Consider the following 16,047-nt stretch of genomic DNA (forward strand, 5'->3'; position numbering starts at 1 on the left):
TTACAAACTAGACCAAAAGATACTCGCGTCCACTATACAGTTCTCAAACAACCCACCCACACCCACCAGACCGCCCACAACGAGCCACCCAGCAGACAGGGCCACAAGAAAACCACCACACAGGCGATTCCCCCACAACCCAACAGCATGCCATTCCGTATAAAACCTTTTCGTGATGATTCCATCCAAAAAACCGCACACCCCCCACACCCACAAACAAAGCAGGCATGAAAACAAAAAGAGATGCACTAGAGACAAACAGTCTCCTTAGAAAGGAGGTGATCCAGCCGCACCTTCCGGTACGGCTACCTTGTTACGACTTCGTCCCAATCGCCAGTCCCACCTTCGACCACTCCCCCCAAAAAAGGTTAGGCCGTGAGCTTCGGGTGTTACCAACTTTCGTGACGTGACGGGCGGTGTGTACAAGGCCCGAGAACGTATTCACCGCAGCGTTGCTGATCTGCGATTACTAGCGACTCCGACTTCATGGGGTCGAGTTGCAGACCCCAATCCGAACTGAGACCGGCTTTACGGGATTAGCTCACCCTCACGAGATCGCAACCCACTGTACCGGCCATTGTAGCATGCGTGAAGCCCAAGACATAAGGGGCATGATGATTTGACGTCATCCCCACCTTCCTCCGAGTTAACCCCGGCAGTCTCTCATGAGTCCCCACCATCACGTGCTGGCAACATGAGACAAGGGTTGCGCTCGTTGCGGGACTTAACCCAACATCTCACGACACGAGCTGACGACAACCATGCACCACCTGTACACCAGCCCAAAGGCTGCCACATCTCTGCAGCATTCCGGTGTATGTCAAGCCTTGGTAAGGTTCTTCGCGTTGCATCGAATTAATCCGCATGCTCCGCCGCTTGTGCGGGCCCCCGTCAATTCCTTTGAGTTTTAGCCTTGCGGCCGTACTCCCCAGGCGGGGCACTTAATGCGTTAGCTACGGCACAGAAACCATGGAACTGGTCCCCACACCTAGTGCCCAACGTTTACGGCATGGACTACCAGGGTATCTAATCCTGTTCGCTCCCCATGCTTTCGCTCCTCAGCGTCAGTAACAGCCCAGAGACCCGCCTTCGCCACCGGTGTTCCTCCTGATATCTGCGCATTCCACCGCTACACCAGGAATTCCAGTCTCCCCTACTGCACTCAAGCCAGCCCGTACCCACCGCAAGCCCACAGTTAAGCTGCAGGTTTTCACGGCAGACGCGACAAGCCGCCTACGAGCTCTTTACGCCCAATAATTCCGGACAACGCTTGCGCCCTACGTATTACCGCGGCTGCTGGCACGTAGTTAGCCGGCGCTTCTTCTGCAGGTACCGTCAAATTCTTCCCTACTGAAAGAGGTTTACAACCCGAAGGCCGTCATCCCTCACGCGGCGTCGCTGCATCAGGGTTTCCCCCATTGTGCAATATTCCCCACTGCTGCCTCCCGTAGGAGTCTGGGCCGTGTCTCAGTCCCAGTGTGGCCGGTCACCCTCTCAGGCCGGCTACCCGTCAAAGCCTTGGTAGGCCATCACCCCACCAACAAGCTGATAGGCCGCGAGCCCATCCCCCACCAGAAAAACCTTTCCAACAACAACCATGCGACCATTGCTGAATATCCAGTATTAGCCACCGTTTCCGGCAGTTATCCCAAAGAAGGGGGCAGGTTACTCACGTGTTACTCACCCGTTCGCCACTCTCACCAAAACCGCAAGCGGAAATGGATCCCGTTCGACTTGCATGTGTTAAGCACGCCGCCAGCGTTCGTCCTGAGCCAGGATCAAACTCTCCGCAAAAAAACCAATAGCAAAAACCATCAGCCAAATACGAAAAATAATGTCCCAGCCAACCACCCCAAAAAAAGGGGCAGCCAACCAAACAAAACAACCCACACCCACCAAAAAAAGCGAGCACAGGCCAAATGGCATCACAAAAAATACAAAATGACACACTGTTGAGTTATCAAGGAACCACCACACACTCCCGCCGCAGACACAATCATGTCTACTTTGAAAGAAGTGGGATTTCGTTGGCCCATCATCTGGGCCGGGTATCGAGTCTACCTTGTCTGTCTGACTCGGTCAACTTCGATTTGTGTGATCCGCGCCGCAACCTGTTGGCCGCTTTGGGATCTCCCTTCGCTTTCCGAATCTCTCCGTTCCGCAACCGGGCTCAATGAGCTTATGACTGCCGGGGGCGGTGCGTCAAGTCTGCGCAAGCGCCTGTTCCACCCCCGATTTCGCCCGGAATCTCGCGGCAAACGAAACGGCGGTGCGATCTGGACTCATAAATGTGGTCCGGATCGCACCGCCGTATCGCTCGCTGGTTTGTGTTACGCCTTCGGGCGCGCAACCGCAAGGTTTCGCCGCCCACGGCGCACGAGTACACACTCGCCGGGTAGGAGGTCCGCCTCGGTGATGACGGCGTCTTCGTCTTCGACCTTGACGTTGTTCAGGTACGCACCACCGGAGGCAACCGTGCGGCGCGCAGCGCTCCGCCCCTTCTCAAGCCCGGAGTCCACGAGGACGTCCACGATGGTGGACTCCCCCAGGGTCAGGTCGGCGCTGGGCAGCTGAGCGGTTGCGTCCTTCAGCGTCTGCGCGTCAATGGTGGCGAGATCGCCCGAGCCGAAGAGTGCGCCGGAGGCGGCTTCGACGTCTGCGGCAGCGCCGGCACCGTGAACGAGGCTCGTGACCTCACGGGCGAGCGTGCGCTGGCCGAGGCGGGCGCGCGGGTTCGCTTCGTGCTCGGCGATGACGCGCTCGATCTCTTCGCGCGGCAGCATCGTAAAGATCTTGAGCAGCTTGGGAACTTCGACGTCGTCGACGTTGATCCAGAACTGGAAGAAGTCATAGGGCGAGAGCATCTCCGGATCGAGCCAGATGGCGCCGCCCTCCGACTTTCCGAACTTCGTGCCGTCGGCCTTGGTGATGAGCGGAGTGGTAAAGGCGTGCACTGTGGCGCCGAGGGACTTACGGACGAAGTCGACGCCGCCGATGATGTTGCCCCACTGGTCGTTGCCGCCGGTTTCCAGGGTGCACCCGTAGCGGCGGTAGAGCTCGGCGAAGTCGTTGGCCTGCAGGATCTGGTAGCTGAACTCGGTAAAGGAGAGGCCCTCGTCGCTGCGCAGCCGCGCGGCGACCGATTCCTTGGCGAGCATCGTGCCCATGCGGAAGTGCTTGCCGAGGTCGCGCATCAAGGAGATGGCGGAGATGTCCTTCGTCCAGTCGTAGTTGTTCACCATGACCGCCGCGTTCTCGCCCTCGAAGGACAGGAAGCGCGAGATCTGGCCGCGGAGCTTTTCCACCCACTCGGCGACGACGTCGCTGGGGTTCAGGGTGCGCTCCCCGCTCATGCGCGGATCACCGATGAGGCCGGTGGCGCCGCCGACGAGGGCGAGCGGTTTGTGGCCCGCATTTTGCAGGTGCTTCATCAACATGAGCTGGACGAGGTGGCCGTGATGCAGCGAGGCAGCCGTCGGGTCATAGCCGGCATAGAAGGTGATGGGTCCTTCCTCGAGGGCTGCGTCGAGCGCATCTAGGTCAGTGTGTTGGGCGATGAAGCCGCGCCACTGAAGCTCTTCGAGGAGAGTGTTCATCGGGTTACCTTCCACGGTCGTGGTGTGAATGCTTGCGGGCCCAGCCTATCGCGCGCGGGGTGGGACCAGCGCGAGAGGTCCGAATTTAGCCGCAGAGCCTGGGTGCACTCCGATCATGACGGCGGTGATGATCTACTTGGGGGCGGTTTTTGCTGGCGGCCTGGCGGCGATCGCGCTGCGGCTGCCGCCCCTCATTGGGTTCTTGGCGACCGGGTTCTTACTGAACGCCAACGGGATCGATAAGCTCCCCGGGCTCGACGGCCGAGCTCGGTGTGACGCTCATGCTCTTCGCGATCGGTCTGAAGCTCGATATCCGCGCGCTGCTCGGTAAGGAGGTCTAGCTGACCGCCACCGCCCACCTGCTTGGTACGGTGTTCGTCGGGACCGGGTTCATTCGGCTGCTCGCGACGTGGGGCATCGTCAGCGTTTCTGGCGTGGGAGTGATGGCGCTGCTCGCGCTCGCATTGTCGTTTTCTTCGACGGTGTTCGCCGTCAAGATTCTGCAGGGCCGCGGCGACGAGCAGGCGCTGTATGGCCGCATCACGATCGGCGTCCTCATCATGCAGGACATCTTTGCCGTCATCTTCATTTCTATCTCGCATGGCACCGCGCCGAATCCGCTCATCTTCGGGCTCGCGCTCCTCATCCCGCTGCTGGTCATCATCTTGCGGCGCTTCACCCGGCTCGGGCACGGCGAGATGCAGGCACTGTTCGGGATCTTTATCGCCACCCCGGGGCTAACCAGCTCTCCGATGCGCTCTTTACGCTGAAGGAACTGCTGCCCGTCGCGTTCTTCGTCAACATTAGGTTCGCGGGGCTGCTGACGACCAATACGCTCATCGGCGGGCTCATGTTGCTGCTGCTCTTGCCGATTCAGGGAGCCGGCTACTGGGTGCTGCTGGCGCTGTCGGGGATGCGGCACCGCACGAGCCTGCTCACGGGTGCGCTGCTGACGAGTTACTCGGAGTTCGCTCTCATCGTGGCGGCGCTCGGCGTCGCCGATGGCTGGCTCGAGCCCGAATGGCTCGTCAAACTCGCGGTCGCTGTCGCAGGCAGTTTCGTTATCGCCGCGATCCTCAACCCGCGCAATACCTCCGCCCTGTCGAGTTTCGCTGCGCGCTTTCCCTCGCGGCCGCCCGAAAAGCTCAACATCCACGACCGGCCGATTCCATTTGGCGACGCCACGGCGCTCGTGCTCGGGATGGGGCGGGTCGGCAGTGCTGCCTACCAGCAGCTTGAGCTCGAACACGGGCTGAACGTCCTTGGGGTCGAACACGACCCGGCGCGAGTTACGGCGTTGGAAAAGCGCGGGATCGACGCGATCGATGGCGATGCGACCGATACCGATTTCTGGGATCGAGTCATGCGACGCGCTCATGGAGATCAAGCGCCGAAAATTCACGGGGACGGTCGCGGACCGCTCCATCGAAGTTCGCCAGGACCCGCGCGAACGCCACACAGACCAGCGTCGTCAGACTCGTCGACACACCTTGATGTCGCTTTGCCATTGCAGTGACACCACCGATGGTGTCATACTGGCGACATGAACATCTCTGACCACGTGTCCGCACTCAGATCCGCTCTGCTCGGTTCGGTTTCGCTCGGTGACGAGCAGACCCGGAACCTGGCCGAAGCGATCGTCGCGACGTCGGAGCCGGCAATTCGCCAGGTGACGCTCTCGCACTATGACCAACTGGCTTCGGATCTCAGCGCGCAGCTGCCTGATGCCCAGGTGGTCGTTCAACTTGTCGATGGCGAACCGAAGCTCGTTGCAATCCCCAAGTCGACGCCGGCCGGCTCGAGCGATCTTCCGGAAGACGACGGCGCTGACAATCCGGTCCGCACGACCGTGCGGCTGCCGATGTACCTGCGTGACGATGTCGAACGCGCAGCCAAGAAGTCGGGTAAGTCGATCAACACCTGGATCGTCGACGCAATTCGCACGGCGCTGCACCGCCCGTCAACCGGCACCACTCCCCCACAAACTTCGTTTTCCTCCGGCGGACTGTCCGGCTGGTACTCCTGAAAGGTAATCCGCACATGTACACCGAACTTTTTTCTTCGCACGAACCCACCGGACCTGTCACGATCCACGTGGAGTCCCGTTACCTCGACCTGAAGGTCAACATCGGCGATCGCGTCCACGCATCGCTGTCAGGGCCGGACGAGGTCCACGAGGGTGCCACCGCCCACTTCGATGGCAGTACGCTGACGGTCGACATTCCGAAGCTCTCCGACACCTGGATGAACTCGTGGCGCGGAGTGCCGCGCGACTTCAAGTCGACCGTCGAGGTCACGGTGCCCGCGGGCAGCTCGCTCGACGCGACGCTGGACGTTGGATCCGTCAAGACGCACGGCCGCCTCGAAGGCGCCGACGTCAAGACCAATGCTGGCAGCGTCAACATCGAAGAAGCCTCGCGCATAAAGTTCCACGGCGACGCCGGAAACCTCAAGGTCGGCAAGGTCGAAAGCGTCGACGCCAAGTGCGACGCTGGCCAGATCGTCATCAAGAACCTGCGCGATGGCGTGCTGAAGACGAGCGCTGGCCGCATCAGTGTCGGTGAGGTCCTGAACTCGCTGACCGCTAACGCCGATGCCGGCTCCATCCGCGTGAAGTATGCGGGCGCCTCCGATATTGACGCGAAGGCGAGCCTCGGCTCCATCCGCATTGCCGTCGCGCGCGGCATCTCGGTCTACGCTGACTGCCACGCGACCGCTGGTTCCGTACGCACCGACCTTAAGGAAGCCGCCGAGCCCACGCCCGGTGCTCCGGTCGCTCGCATCAAGGCGCGCACCGATCTCGGGTCGATCAAGCTCGAGCGCGCGGACGCGCGTCTCGGGGAGTAATCGTTCGAACACTGTAGGGGTCCGCAGCTGTCAGTAGCTGCGGACCCCTACCATTATTAGCTACGCGATTTTGTCGAAGGAAAGCCCAAAAGAGCCTTCTTTAGCATCCACCCAATCTTCGGATACTCGAATATTGGGGTAGACCACGACGGCATCGACGTAACGTTCTGCTCGAAAACAATCTGGCGAGTCAGCGTGGTACTTCTCGTCTTAGCATACTGAACCAGTGCTTTCGCATCTTTCCTGATCACCCATAGGTATCCCCTCAGGAATTGAAGCAAAGCAAAACACAGGAGAATTCCAAGAACGCCGTCTACCCAAACGCCTGTTGGCTTGAATAGAGCAGGCAGGACGACGCCAAGAGCCAAATACCCGATCGAGAATATTAGTCCATGGCACGGAAAACCTACAATAGCAGTCGGCACCCCTCGTTCCCGGGGTTCAGGAAGAATCTTAATTCCAGCATATATGCACCAGCGAACAAGTACTCGCTGAGAATAGAAGTAGATAAAGTAATTTACGACGATAACAGAGACACCGAACACGATTGCAAGGTATATTACCAGCACTAAAACAGAATCTGTAAAATGAGTCAGCAGCAAGAATAACAGCGGCCAAACCAAGAAAAACAGAGGGAAGCTGACAAACTTCTTGGTTGGAACGATCTCGATGCTTGCGAGATAAGACAAGTGTTTGCGCCGAATCTCACCAAAAGTTTCGGAATTTTGTCGTTCCCAATAGTGTCTACCCGTTTTATCCAACCAGCTCAAAGAACTAGTTGCGCGATATTTCTTCGCGTATTGAGACAGTACCGAGAGAACAGTCGCCAAGACGGACACCATCGACGTCGCAATGGCAATCAGCTCTATCCCGTTGAGCGCCATCACATGGAGTCCAATTTCATGTCCGATAATCTAATTTATTGACACACTTGCAGATCGCTATTCTACGTAGCGTCCACAAACTCTCTAAGCTCGGCGAGCTGCTCGGCTACGCGCTCGGGCGCGGTACCGCCGTAGCCGCTGCGGGCAGCGACGCTCCCCTCGGCTGAGAGGACCTCGCGAACGCCCGCGTTCAGGTGCGGCGATATGCTCGTGAGTTCGTCGTCGGTAAGCTCCCACAGTTCCTTGTGCTGGGCTTCGCAGACCTTCACGCACGTGCCGGCGATCTCGTGGGCGTCGCGGAACGGGACGCCCGTGCGCACGAGCCACTCGGCGATGTCGGTGGCGAGGGCGAAGCCGCGCGGGGCGAGGTGTGCCATGCGCTCGGTGTCGAACGTGAGGGTGGCGATCATGCCGGTGAACGCGGGCAGCAGCGTCGTGAGCTGGTCGACGGCGTCGAAGACGGGTTCCTTGTCCTCTTGCAGGTCACGGTTGTAGGCAAGCGGCAGGGCCTTCAGGGTGGCGAGCAGGCCGGTGTGGTTGCCGATGAGGCGGCCGGCTTTGCCGCGGGCGAGTTCGGCGATGTCCGGGTTTTTCTTCTGCGGCATGATTGATGAGCCCGTGGAGTAGCCGTCGTGCAGCGTGATGAAGCCGAATTCGGCGGTGTTCCAGATGATGACCTCTTCGGCTAGGCGCGAGAGGTTCACGCCGATGAGGGCGCAGATGAAGGAGAATTCGGCGATGACGTCGCGCGCGGCGGTGGCGTCGATCGAGTTGGGCTCGGGCGCGGCAAAGCCGAGGTCGGTGGCGACCTGGCGCGGATCGAGGCCCAGGCTGGAGCCGGCGAGCGCGCCGGCGCCGTAGGGGCTGCGGGCGGCACGCTCGTCCCACTGCGTAAGGCGCGACAGATCGCGCACGAGCGGCCATGCGTGGGCGGCGAGGTGGTGGGCGAGCAGTACCGGTTGGGCGTGCTGCAGGTGGGTGCGCCCAGGCATGATGGCGGTGCCGGCGCGCTCGGCCTGGTCGATCAGCGCGGCGATGAGGTCACGCACCTGGGCCGCGAGGGTTGCTGCCTGCTCGCGCAGGTAGGCGCGGATGAGGGTTGCGATCTGGTCGTTGCGGCTGCGGCCCGCGCGCAGTTTGCCGCCAAGCTCCGCGCCGACGCGCTCGATCAAGAGGCGCTCTAGGGCGGTGTGGACGTCCTCGTCGCCAGCGATCGGCTGGGCGGCGCCGTAGGCGACGTCGGCGGCGAGGGCATCGAGTCCCGCGATCATCTGCTCATATTCGCCCTGGCTCAGGTGGCCGGCGGTGAGCAGGGCTCGGGCGTGCGCCTTGGAGCCGGCGATGTCGTAGGGGGCGAGGCGCCAGTCGAAGTGCGTGGAATCCGACAGGCGCACCAGCTCGGGGGCGGGGCCGGAGCTGAAGCGGCCGCCCCACAGGCTCGTGGGCTTATCCATGGCAGGGCTCCTAATCGTCGAGCGGGGGCAGGCCCGCGAGGATACGGGCGCAGATATCGGCCGCCATGTCGGATGAGCGCATGACGGTCAGGGTCGTGTCATCGCCCGCGACGGTGCCGAGCGCTTTCGCGCCGAGGGCGGCGTCGAGCGCGGAGCCGAGGTACTGCGCGGCGCCGGGCGGGGTGTGCAGCACGAGGAGGTTCGCGCTGTGATCGGCGGCGACGACGAGCTCGGCGGCCAGGCGCGCTAGGCGCACGATCGCCGTCGAGGTCTCGGGCGGGATGGGGACGTCGGTGGGGACGTCGTAGGTGAAGGTGCCGTCGGGCCGGCGCAGTTTCTGCGCGCCGAGCTCCACCAAGTCACGGCTGAGCGTCGCCTGAGTGGCGGAGATGCCGCGGCGGGCGAGGCGCTCGGCGAGTTCTGCCTGGCTGCGCACGTCCTGCTCGCGCAGGATCCGCACGACGGCCGCCTGGCGCGCGACTTTGGTGGCGGGTACGGATGGGACGGACACGGCGCCTCCTTACAGGCGGTCGTAGGCCGCGTCGCGGCGGGCGGCGAGCTTGGTGGACAGGCCCACGATCTCGATGAAGCCTCGCGAGTTGGACTGGTCGAAGGTATCGCCCTCGTCGTAGGTGGCGAGGTTGAAATCGTATAGCGAGGTCTGCGAGCGCCGGCCGGTGACGGTGGCGCGGCCGCCGTGCAGCTGCAGGCGGATCTCGCCGGAGACGTAGAACTGGGTGTCGGCGATGAAGGCATCGAGGCTGCCCTTTAAGGGGCTGAACCACTGGCCGTCGTAGACGAGATCGGTCCAGCGGTTTTCGATCGTCGGTTTGAAGCGTGCCTGCTCGCGCTCCAGGGTGAGGCGTTCGAGCTCGCGGTGGGCGGTGATGAGCGCGCTGGCGCCGGGGGCTTCGTAGACTTCGCGCGATTTGATGCCGACGAGGCGGTCCTCGATGATGTCGATCCGGCCGATGCCCTGCGCGCCCGCGCGCTTGTTCAGCTGCTGGATCGCTTCAAGCGGAGTGACGGCCTGGCCGTCGATCGCGACGGGCACGCCGCGCTCGAAGGCGATCGTCACTTCGTCGGCGACGGGCGGGAAGGCCGGGTCATCGGTGTAGGAGTAGATGTCCTTGGTGGGCTCGTTCCAGGGGTCTTCCAGGTAGCCGGTTTCGATCGCGCGGCCCCAGACGTTTTGGTCGATCGAGAAGGGGTTGTTCTTCGTCGTTTCGATCGGCAGCTTGTGCTCTTCGGCGTACTCGATCGCGCGCTCGCGGGTCAGGGCGAGATCGCGCACCGGGGACAAGCATGTGAGTTCGGGGGCGAGCGAGGTGATGCCGACCTCGAAGCGCACCTGGTCGTTGCCCTTGCCGGTGCAGCCGTGGGCGACGGTCGTGGCGCCGAATTCGCGGGCGGCGGCGACGAGGTGGCGGACGATGACGGGGCGGGACAGCGCCGAGACGAGCGGGTAGGCGCCCTGGTACATGGCGTTGGCGGCGAGCGCCGGCATGCAGTAGTCCTCGGCGAACTCATCGCGCGCGTCGGCGATATAGGCGGCGCTGGCCCCGCAGTCAAGGGCCCGCTGGCGGATGACGGAGAGGTCTTCGCCGCCCTGGCCGACGTCGACGGCGACGCAGACGACGTCGCGGCCGGTGGCTTTCTTAATCCAGCCGATGGCGACGGAGGTATCGAGGCCCCCGGAGTAGGCCAGGACGATCGGCTTATCGTCGGAGGAATAATCGGACATTGCGGACAGGGCGGAGGTGGGGATAGTCATGGCGGAGAGTCTTTCGGGTGGCAGGTGCGGGGACGAGGACGGGGCGAGGTGCCCTATCGTCGTCGTCGCGCCAGGGCCGCCCGCAGCGCCGAGGTGAAGGCGGCGCGCTGCTCATCGCTGATGAGGTAGGAGGGCGCGAGGCGGAGCGTCTCGGTATTGGGCGCGTTCGTGATGAAGCCGGCCTCCATCAGCTCGCGCTGCAGGGCGGGCGCATCGGCGACCGCGACGCCGAGCAGCAGGCCCGCGCCGCGGACCTCAGCGACGCCCTCGATTGCGGCGAGTTCGGCCGCCCAGCGAGCGCCGACCTCGGCGCAGCGGGCCATGAGGTCCTGCTCCTCGATCGTCTCGATGACGGCAAGGGCGGCGGCGCACGCGATGGGGTTGCCGCCGAAGGTGGTGCCGTGGTCGCCCGCGGCGAATAGGTCGCCCGCCTCGCCCACGGCGAGCATCGCGCCGATGGGGATGCCGCCGCCGAGGGATTTGGCGAGAGTGACGACGTCGGGCGTGATGCCGGCGGCGCTGTGGGCGAAGAAGGAGCCGGTGCGCCCGGTGCCGGATTGGATCTCGTCGACGATGAGCAGCGCGCCCGCAGCGGCGGTGATCTCGCGCGCGGCGCGCAGGTAGTCGTTGCTGAGCGCGACGACGCCGCGCTCGCCCTGGATCGGCTCGAGGATGAGGGCCGCGGTCGACTCGGTGACGGCCGTGGCGAGGGCGTCGATATCCTCGGGCGGCACGAAGGTGACGGGCTCGATCAGCGGCGCGAACGGCTCGCGGTAGGCGGCTTTGGACGTCACCGACAGCGTCGCCATGGTGCGCCCGTGGAAGGAGCCGTCAAGCGCGACGAAGCCGCCTCCGGCGCGGTGCTTGCGCGCGAGCTTGAGGGCGGCCTCGTTGGCTTCGGCGCCGGAGTTGGCGAAGAACACCTTGGCGCCCGGCAGGTAGGTGCGCAGCTTCGCGGCAAGCGCGAGCTGCGGCGGGGTGGTGAAGAAGTTGGACGTGTGCCCGAGCGTCTGCAGCTGGCGCGTCACCGCGCCGGTGATCGCGGGGTGGTTCTGCCCGAGGCACGTCACGGCGATCCCGCCGAGTAGGTCGAGGTAGTCCTTTCCGGCGTCATCGCGCACGATGAGGCCCTCGCCGGATACGAGGTTGAGCAGCGGGGTGCCAAAGACCTGCTGGAAGGCCTCGGTGTAGTCCTCCTGCCAGGTCACGCGCCCTCCTTTAGTGGCGAATCGATGCGGGTGCCCACGCCCACGTCGGTGAAGATCTCCAGCAGCAGGGAGTGCGCCTTGCGGCCATCGACGATGTGAGCTTCCTTCACGCCCGCCTCGATCGCGGCCAGGCAGGCCTGCAGCTTGGGGATCATGCCCTCACTCATGGTCGGCAGCAGCTCGTTGAGCTCCGCGAGGCTCATGTGCGGGATGATGCTCGTCTTGTCGGGGAAATCACGGTAAACGCCCTCAACGTCGGTGAGGACCACGAGCTTACGCGCCCCGAGCGCGCCCGCAATGGCCGCGGCCGCGGTATCGGCGTTGACGTTGAGCAACTGGCCGTCGCGGCTGGGCGCAACGGAGGAGATGACGGGGATGCGGCCCGCGTTGATGATGTCCTTGACGGCGCCGGGCGCGACCTTCACGACGTCGCCGACGAGGCCGATGTCTACGTTCGTGCCGTCGATGACGGGGTGGTGGACCTCGGCGGTGAGGAAGGTGGCGTCCTCCCCGGATAGGCCCACGGCGTAGGGGCGGTCGGCGTTGATGAGGGAGACGATCTCGCGCTGGACGACGCCCGTGAGCACCATCCGCACGACCTCCATCACCTCGGGCGTGGTGACGCGCAGGCCCTTTTTGAACTCCGAGTCAATGCCGAGCCGCGCGAGCATCGCGTTGATCTGGGGGCCGCCGCCGTGCACGACGACGGGTTTCAGGCCCACCTGGCGCAGGAAGGTGACGTCCTTGGCGAAGGCGGCCTTGAGGTGTTCGTCGGTCATGGCGTGGCCGCCGTATTTCACGACGACGATCTCGCCCTCGAACTCCTGCAGCCACGGCAGGGCTTCGAGCAGCACCTCGGATTTATCGACGGCGGTGAGGTTGTCTAGTGGATTGGTCATGGCTCTCCCCTACGACGAGTAGGCGCTGTTTTCTTCGACGTAGTCGTGCGTCAGGTCATTGGTCCAGACGGTGGCGCGGGCGCTGCCGGCCGCCAGGTCGATCGTGACATCAACGTCGTGGGCCGATAGGTCGACCTCGCGTGCCCCGGCCTGCGGGGCCCCGGTCGCAAAGATCGGCTGCCCGTTCATCGCGACCGTGACCTCGTCACGGTCATAGGGGCATTCGGCCTCGCTGAGCGTGCCGATCGCGGCGAGGATGCGGCCCCAGTTGGGATCGCCGCCGAAGATCGCGGCCTTGAACAGGTTCGAGCTCGTCACCCGTCGCGCCGCGGCCTCGGCGGCCGCCTCGCTCACCGCAGAGGTGACGGTCACGGCGATGGTGTGCGAGGCGCCCTCCGCATCGGCGAGCATCTGCTTCGTCAGCGAGGTACACACCTCGGTGAGCGCCGCGGTCAGGTCCTCGCGACTCGCCACCACGCCCGAGGCGCCCGAGGCGAGCAGGATGACCGTGTCGTTGGTCGACTGGCAGCCATCGGAGTCCATCCGGTTAAAGGAGACATCGACCGCGGCGGCAAGCGCCGCCTGCGCGTCCTCCCCGGCGACGACGGCGTCGGTCGTGATGACGCTCAGCATCGTCGCCATGGCGGGGTTCAGCATGCCCGCGCCCTTGGCCATGCCGCCGACGGTATAGCCCGCAGGGGTGCTCACCGCAGCGTTTTTCGGCACGGTGTCAGTTGTCATGATCGCGCGGGAGGCATCCTCGCCGCCGGTGCCCGAAAGCGATCCAGCAGCGGCGTGAATGCCGGAGGCGACGGCGTCCATCGGCAGGAAGGCGCCGATGAGCCCGGTCGAGCAGACCATGACCTCGCCAGCCTCGCAGCCGAGCTCCTGGGCAACAAGCGCCGCCATGTGGCGCGCATCGGCCATGCCCTGCTCCCCCGTGCAGGCGTTCGCCCCACCGGAGTTCAGCACGACGGCCTTCGCGCGGCCCGTCGCGGCCACCTCGCGCGTGACGTAGACGGGCGCGGCGGCAAACCGGTTCGGCGTCGTGACGGCCGCAGCAGTAACCTCGGGCCCGTCGTTAACGACGAGGGCGAGGTCGAGCGCCCCGGAGTCCTTGATCCCGGCTTTGACCCCGGACGCGGTAAAGCCCTTGGCACTCGTGACGCTCATGGTGTTCCCTCCGTCGGCAGGCCGCTCGTTTCGGGCAGGCCGAGGGCGATGTTCATGGACTGGATGAGGCCGCCGGCCGTGCCCTTCACGAGGTTGTCTATCGCGCACATCGCGATGAGGTGGCCGGAGTGCTCGTCCTTGGTGACCTGCACGGTCGCGATATTCGAGCCCTGCACGGCCTGGGTCGTGGGCCAGATCCCCTCCGGCAGGACGTGGACAAACGGCTCATCGGCGTAGACGGCCTCCCAGACTTCGCGCAGCTCGGCGGCCGAGGCCGTGGTCGGCAGCGTCACGGAGGCGAGGATGCCGCGGTTCATCGGGACGAGGATCGGGGTGAAGGCGACCGTGGGGTCCTCAACGCCCGCGGTGCGCAGGTTCTGCTCAATCTCGGGGATGTGCCGGTGGCTGCCGCCGACGGCATAGGGCGCCGCGTTGGACTGGGCGGCGAGCGCCATGAGGTGGGGTTTGAGGGCTTTGCCTGCACCGGAGTAGCCGACGGCGAGGGTCGCGACCAGCTCGGAGAAGTCGACCTTGTCCTGCAGCAGCGCTCCGGGCTGGGTCGCGAGGGTCACGGCGGTGACGTTGCAGCCGGGAACGGCCACGCGCGTGGCACTCGCGAGGATCTCGCGCTGCTTGGCAGCGGTCTTCTCACCGGCGTGCAGCAGCTCGGGCAGGCCGTAGGGCCAGGTGCCGGAGTGCTCGGAGCCGTAGTAGGTCTGCCAGTCCTCGGCGCTCGCCAGCCGGTGGTCGGCCCCGGCGTCAAAGACGCGGACGGTCTCGGGCAGCTGGGCAGCGATCTCACCGGAGGCGCCGTGCGGCAGGGCGAGGATCGCTACATCGACGTCGGCGAGCTTGGCGACGTCGGTTTTTTCGATGACTCGGTCGGCAAGTGCTCGCAGGTGGGGATGATGTTCGCCCAGGCGGCTACCCGCGGAGGAGTGCGCCATGAGGTGGGTGATGTCCAGGTTCTCGTTGGCAGAAAGCAGGCGTAGCGCCTCTCCCCCGGCAGCACCGGAGGCTCCAACGACTGCGACGTGAAGAGTCATGTGCATAACCATACGTCGAGCTGTAAATTCTTCCAGGTGCTCGTACCGAATTGTGGGACGATGTCCGGATTAGGCGAAGCTCGAGGGGCGGATCATCCCTCGACGTAGTGAAGCTAGCGCGCGTGGGTCCGCATTACATCTCCGCGCGAGCGAAGGTGCGCAGGTAGTGATCCCATGGCGAATCGATCCGGAAAAGCACGGGGCTGATGTTCACCGTCGTCCCGTCCTTCAGGTCCAGCCGGTAGTACGTGTACCCCTTGTTGGACACCGCCGTGATGAGGTCGATGTCCTTCCGGCGGATTGTCTGTACGCCGCGGAAGGGGACGGTGAGGCGAATCTCCTCGGGTGTGAACTGAATGCGCAGCCGTCACAGGTAGTACAGGCCGAGCCAAAACGCGCACGCGGCGAGCGCCGACGGGATGATCGCGAGCCACAACGCGGTTTCTCGCGCGCCGGAAACGAGGCCGCCACGGCGACGAGCGTAATGAACAGAGCAACGATGAAAACGGTCGCGCGGGACTTCAGCGAGGACGCTGTGCGCCGTAGACACTGGCCATCTCGGCACGGCAGGCTACTGCTGGAGCTTTTCCTGCTCGGAGAGCTGGCTACCGATTTCCTGCGCCCACTCCTTGATCTTGTCCCACTCGCGGTAGTCGCCCTCGGGGGCATTACCGAGGCGAGCGACCGTGCGCTCGCGCAGGGAGAGTCCGCCAAGGTCGAGGCGGCCCTTGAAGACTTCGTGGTCGATCGGGTTGATAGACAGCAGGACCGGTCCGACGCGGCGCGGATCCTGCACGTTGCCCTTGGGGACGCCGGCCAGGCCACAGGAGAAGGTCCACAGCGGGATGTCACGCAGCTCGGAACGGAAGCGCTGCACGAAATTGCGCGCGGATTCCATCCACTGAGTCATATAGACGGCAGAGCCGAGAACAACTGCGTCGATGCCTTCGAGGTCGCGAACATCCCCGGGTGCTACCCGGCGAGATTCGTGGCCCGCAGCGCGCAGCTCTTCGACGATGGCGTCGCCAATTTCTGCGGTGGCGCCGTGCTGGGATGCGATGACTACGAGTACCTTCATGACTCCAGTGTCCCTTGCTGTTGGTGACGAATCGGTGACCTACGTCCTTAGCTTAGTTCAGTCCCCAACCGCGTGCAGTCTCCGCCGC

15 protein-coding genes and 1 rRNA gene are annotated in these 16,047 nt (G+C 64.0%); 4 read left to right on the top strand and 12 right to left on the bottom strand.

Annotation, left to right across the window (positions count from 1 at the left end; genetic code table 11):
* Nucleotides 1–271: 271 nt before the first annotated feature.
* Both BLU67_RS07630 and tyrS read right to left on the bottom strand, forming a co-directional pair.
* Nucleotides 272–1,794, bottom strand: a 16S ribosomal RNA gene (locus tag BLU67_RS07630).
* 536 nt (nucleotides 1,795–2,330) lie between these two features.
* Complete coding sequence (tyrS, locus tag BLU67_RS07635) at nucleotides 2,331–3,596, bottom strand: tyrosine--tRNA ligase (protein WP_092564615.1); 1,266 nt, start codon at nucleotides 3,594–3,596, stop codon at nucleotides 2,331–2,333.
* Nucleotides 3,597–3,967: 371 nt separating this feature from the next.
* On the opposite strand from tyrS, the gene BLU67_RS07645 reads away from it, so the two are divergent.
* From BLU67_RS07645 to BLU67_RS07660, 4 genes are all read left to right on the top strand, one after another.
* The gene (locus tag BLU67_RS07645; RefSeq protein ID WP_092564619.1) at nucleotides 3,968–4,366 is read left to right on the top strand and encodes a cation:proton antiporter domain-containing protein; all 399 of its coding nucleotides are present in this window, start codon (nucleotides 3,968–3,970) and stop codon (nucleotides 4,364–4,366) included.
* An 80-nt stretch (nucleotides 4,367–4,446) separates the two neighbouring features.
* On the top strand, nucleotides 4,447–5,112 hold the full coding sequence (locus tag BLU67_RS07650) for an NAD-binding protein (RefSeq protein WP_092564621.1): 666 nt from the start codon (nucleotides 4,447–4,449) through the stop codon (nucleotides 5,110–5,112).
* A gap of 27 nt (nucleotides 5,113–5,139) precedes the next feature.
* Complete coding sequence (locus BLU67_RS07655) at nucleotides 5,140–5,622, top strand: Arc family DNA-binding protein (protein WP_092564623.1); 483 nt, start codon at nucleotides 5,140–5,142, stop codon at nucleotides 5,620–5,622.
* 14 nt (nucleotides 5,623–5,636) lie between these two features.
* A complete protein-coding gene (locus tag BLU67_RS07660) occupies nucleotides 5,637–6,443 on the top strand; it encodes a DUF4097 family beta strand repeat-containing protein (RefSeq protein WP_092564625.1) in 807 nt (268 codons plus the stop codon).
* 56 nt (nucleotides 6,444–6,499) lie between these two features.
* On the opposite strand, the gene BLU67_RS07665 is transcribed toward BLU67_RS07660, so the two are convergent.
* From BLU67_RS07665 to BLU67_RS07705, 10 genes are all read right to left on the bottom strand, one after another.
* On the bottom strand, nucleotides 6,500–7,330 hold the full coding sequence (locus BLU67_RS07665) for a hypothetical protein (RefSeq protein WP_092564627.1): 831 nt from the start codon (nucleotides 7,328–7,330) through the stop codon (nucleotides 6,500–6,502).
* Nucleotides 7,331–7,389: 59 nt separating this feature from the next.
* Nucleotides 7,390–8,781, bottom strand: coding sequence for an argininosuccinate lyase (gene argH / locus BLU67_RS07670; RefSeq protein WP_092564629.1), 1,392 nt, complete (start codon nucleotides 8,779–8,781; stop codon nucleotides 7,390–7,392).
* Nucleotides 8,782–8,791: 10 nt separating this feature from the next.
* Complete coding sequence (locus BLU67_RS07675) at nucleotides 8,792–9,292, bottom strand: arginine repressor (protein WP_092564631.1); 501 nt, start codon at nucleotides 9,290–9,292, stop codon at nucleotides 8,792–8,794.
* Nucleotides 9,293–9,301: 9 nt separating this feature from the next.
* A complete protein-coding gene (locus BLU67_RS07680; RefSeq protein ID WP_315971782.1) occupies nucleotides 9,302–10,555 on the bottom strand; it encodes an argininosuccinate synthase in 1,254 nt (417 codons plus the stop codon).
* A gap of 53 nt (nucleotides 10,556–10,608) precedes the next feature.
* Nucleotides 10,609–11,763: an acetylornithine transaminase gene (locus tag BLU67_RS07685; protein ID WP_092564633.1), complete on the bottom strand. Its 1,155-nt coding sequence runs from the start codon at nucleotides 11,761–11,763 to the stop codon at nucleotides 10,609–10,611.
* Nucleotides 11,760–12,662 (bottom strand): acetylglutamate kinase, encoded by a 903-nt coding sequence (gene argB, locus BLU67_RS07690; protein WP_092564635.1) that lies wholly within the window; start codon nucleotides 12,660–12,662, stop codon nucleotides 11,760–11,762. Before argB ends, BLU67_RS07685 begins: the two co-directional genes overlap by 4 nt.
* A 9-nt stretch (nucleotides 12,663–12,671) precedes the next feature.
* A complete protein-coding gene (gene argJ, locus BLU67_RS07695) occupies nucleotides 12,672–13,835 on the bottom strand; it encodes a bifunctional glutamate N-acetyltransferase/amino-acid acetyltransferase ArgJ (RefSeq protein ID WP_092564637.1) in 1,164 nt (387 codons plus the stop codon).
* Nucleotides 13,832–14,881: an N-acetyl-gamma-glutamyl-phosphate reductase gene (argC, locus tag BLU67_RS07700; protein WP_222842426.1), complete on the bottom strand. Its 1,050-nt coding sequence runs from the start codon at nucleotides 14,879–14,881 to the stop codon at nucleotides 13,832–13,834. Before argC ends, argJ begins: the two co-directional genes overlap by 4 nt.
* A gap of 133 nt (nucleotides 14,882–15,014) precedes the next feature.
* The gene (locus BLU67_RS12570) at nucleotides 15,015–15,149 is read right to left on the bottom strand and encodes a hypothetical protein (protein ID WP_261977069.1); all 135 of its coding nucleotides are present in this window, start codon (nucleotides 15,147–15,149) and stop codon (nucleotides 15,015–15,017) included.
* 303 nt (nucleotides 15,150–15,452) lie between these two features.
* Nucleotides 15,453–15,959 (bottom strand): flavodoxin domain-containing protein, encoded by a 507-nt coding sequence (locus tag BLU67_RS07705; RefSeq protein ID WP_092564641.1) that lies wholly within the window; start codon nucleotides 15,957–15,959, stop codon nucleotides 15,453–15,455.
* Nucleotides 15,960–16,047: the final 88 nt, after the last annotated feature.

The organism is Bowdeniella nasicola (genome assembly GCF_900107735.1).
Lineage (GTDB): Bacteria > Actinomycetota > Actinomycetes > Actinomycetales > Actinomycetaceae > Bowdeniella > Bowdeniella massiliensis.

Excerpts from the sequence above, each read along its gene's own strand:
- tyrS (WP_092564615.1), bottom strand. The coding sequence starts at position 3,596 with ATGAACACTCTCCTCGAAGAGCTTCAGTGGCGCGGCTTCATCGCCCAA.
- BLU67_RS07650 (WP_092564621.1), top strand. The coding sequence starts at position 4,447 with ATGTTGCTGCTGCTCTTGCCGATTCAGGGAGCCGGCTACTGGGTGCTG.
- BLU67_RS07655 (WP_092564623.1), top strand. The coding sequence starts at position 5,140 with ATGAACATCTCTGACCACGTGTCCGCACTCAGATCCGCTCTGCTCGGT.
- BLU67_RS07660 (WP_092564625.1), top strand. The coding sequence starts at position 5,637 with ATGTACACCGAACTTTTTTCTTCGCACGAACCCACCGGACCTGTCACG.
- argH (WP_092564629.1), bottom strand. The coding sequence starts at position 8,781 with ATGGATAAGCCCACGAGCCTGTGGGGCGGCCGCTTCAGCTCCGGCCCC.
- BLU67_RS07680 (WP_315971782.1), bottom strand. The coding sequence starts at position 10,555 with ATGACTATCCCCACCTCCGCCCTGTCCGCAATGTCCGATTATTCCTCC.
- argB (WP_092564635.1), bottom strand. The coding sequence starts at position 12,662 with ATGACCAATCCACTAGACAACCTCACCGCCGTCGATAAATCCGAGGTG.
- argJ (WP_092564637.1), bottom strand. The coding sequence starts at position 13,835 with ATGAGCGTCACGAGTGCCAAGGGCTTTACCGCGTCCGGGGTCAAAGCC.
- argC (WP_222842426.1), bottom strand. The coding sequence starts at position 14,881 with ATGACTCTTCACGTCGCAGTCGTTGGAGCCTCCGGTGCTGCCGGGGGA.
- BLU67_RS07705 (WP_092564641.1), bottom strand. The coding sequence starts at position 15,959 with ATGAAGGTACTCGTAGTCATCGCATCCCAGCACGGCGCCACCGCAGAA.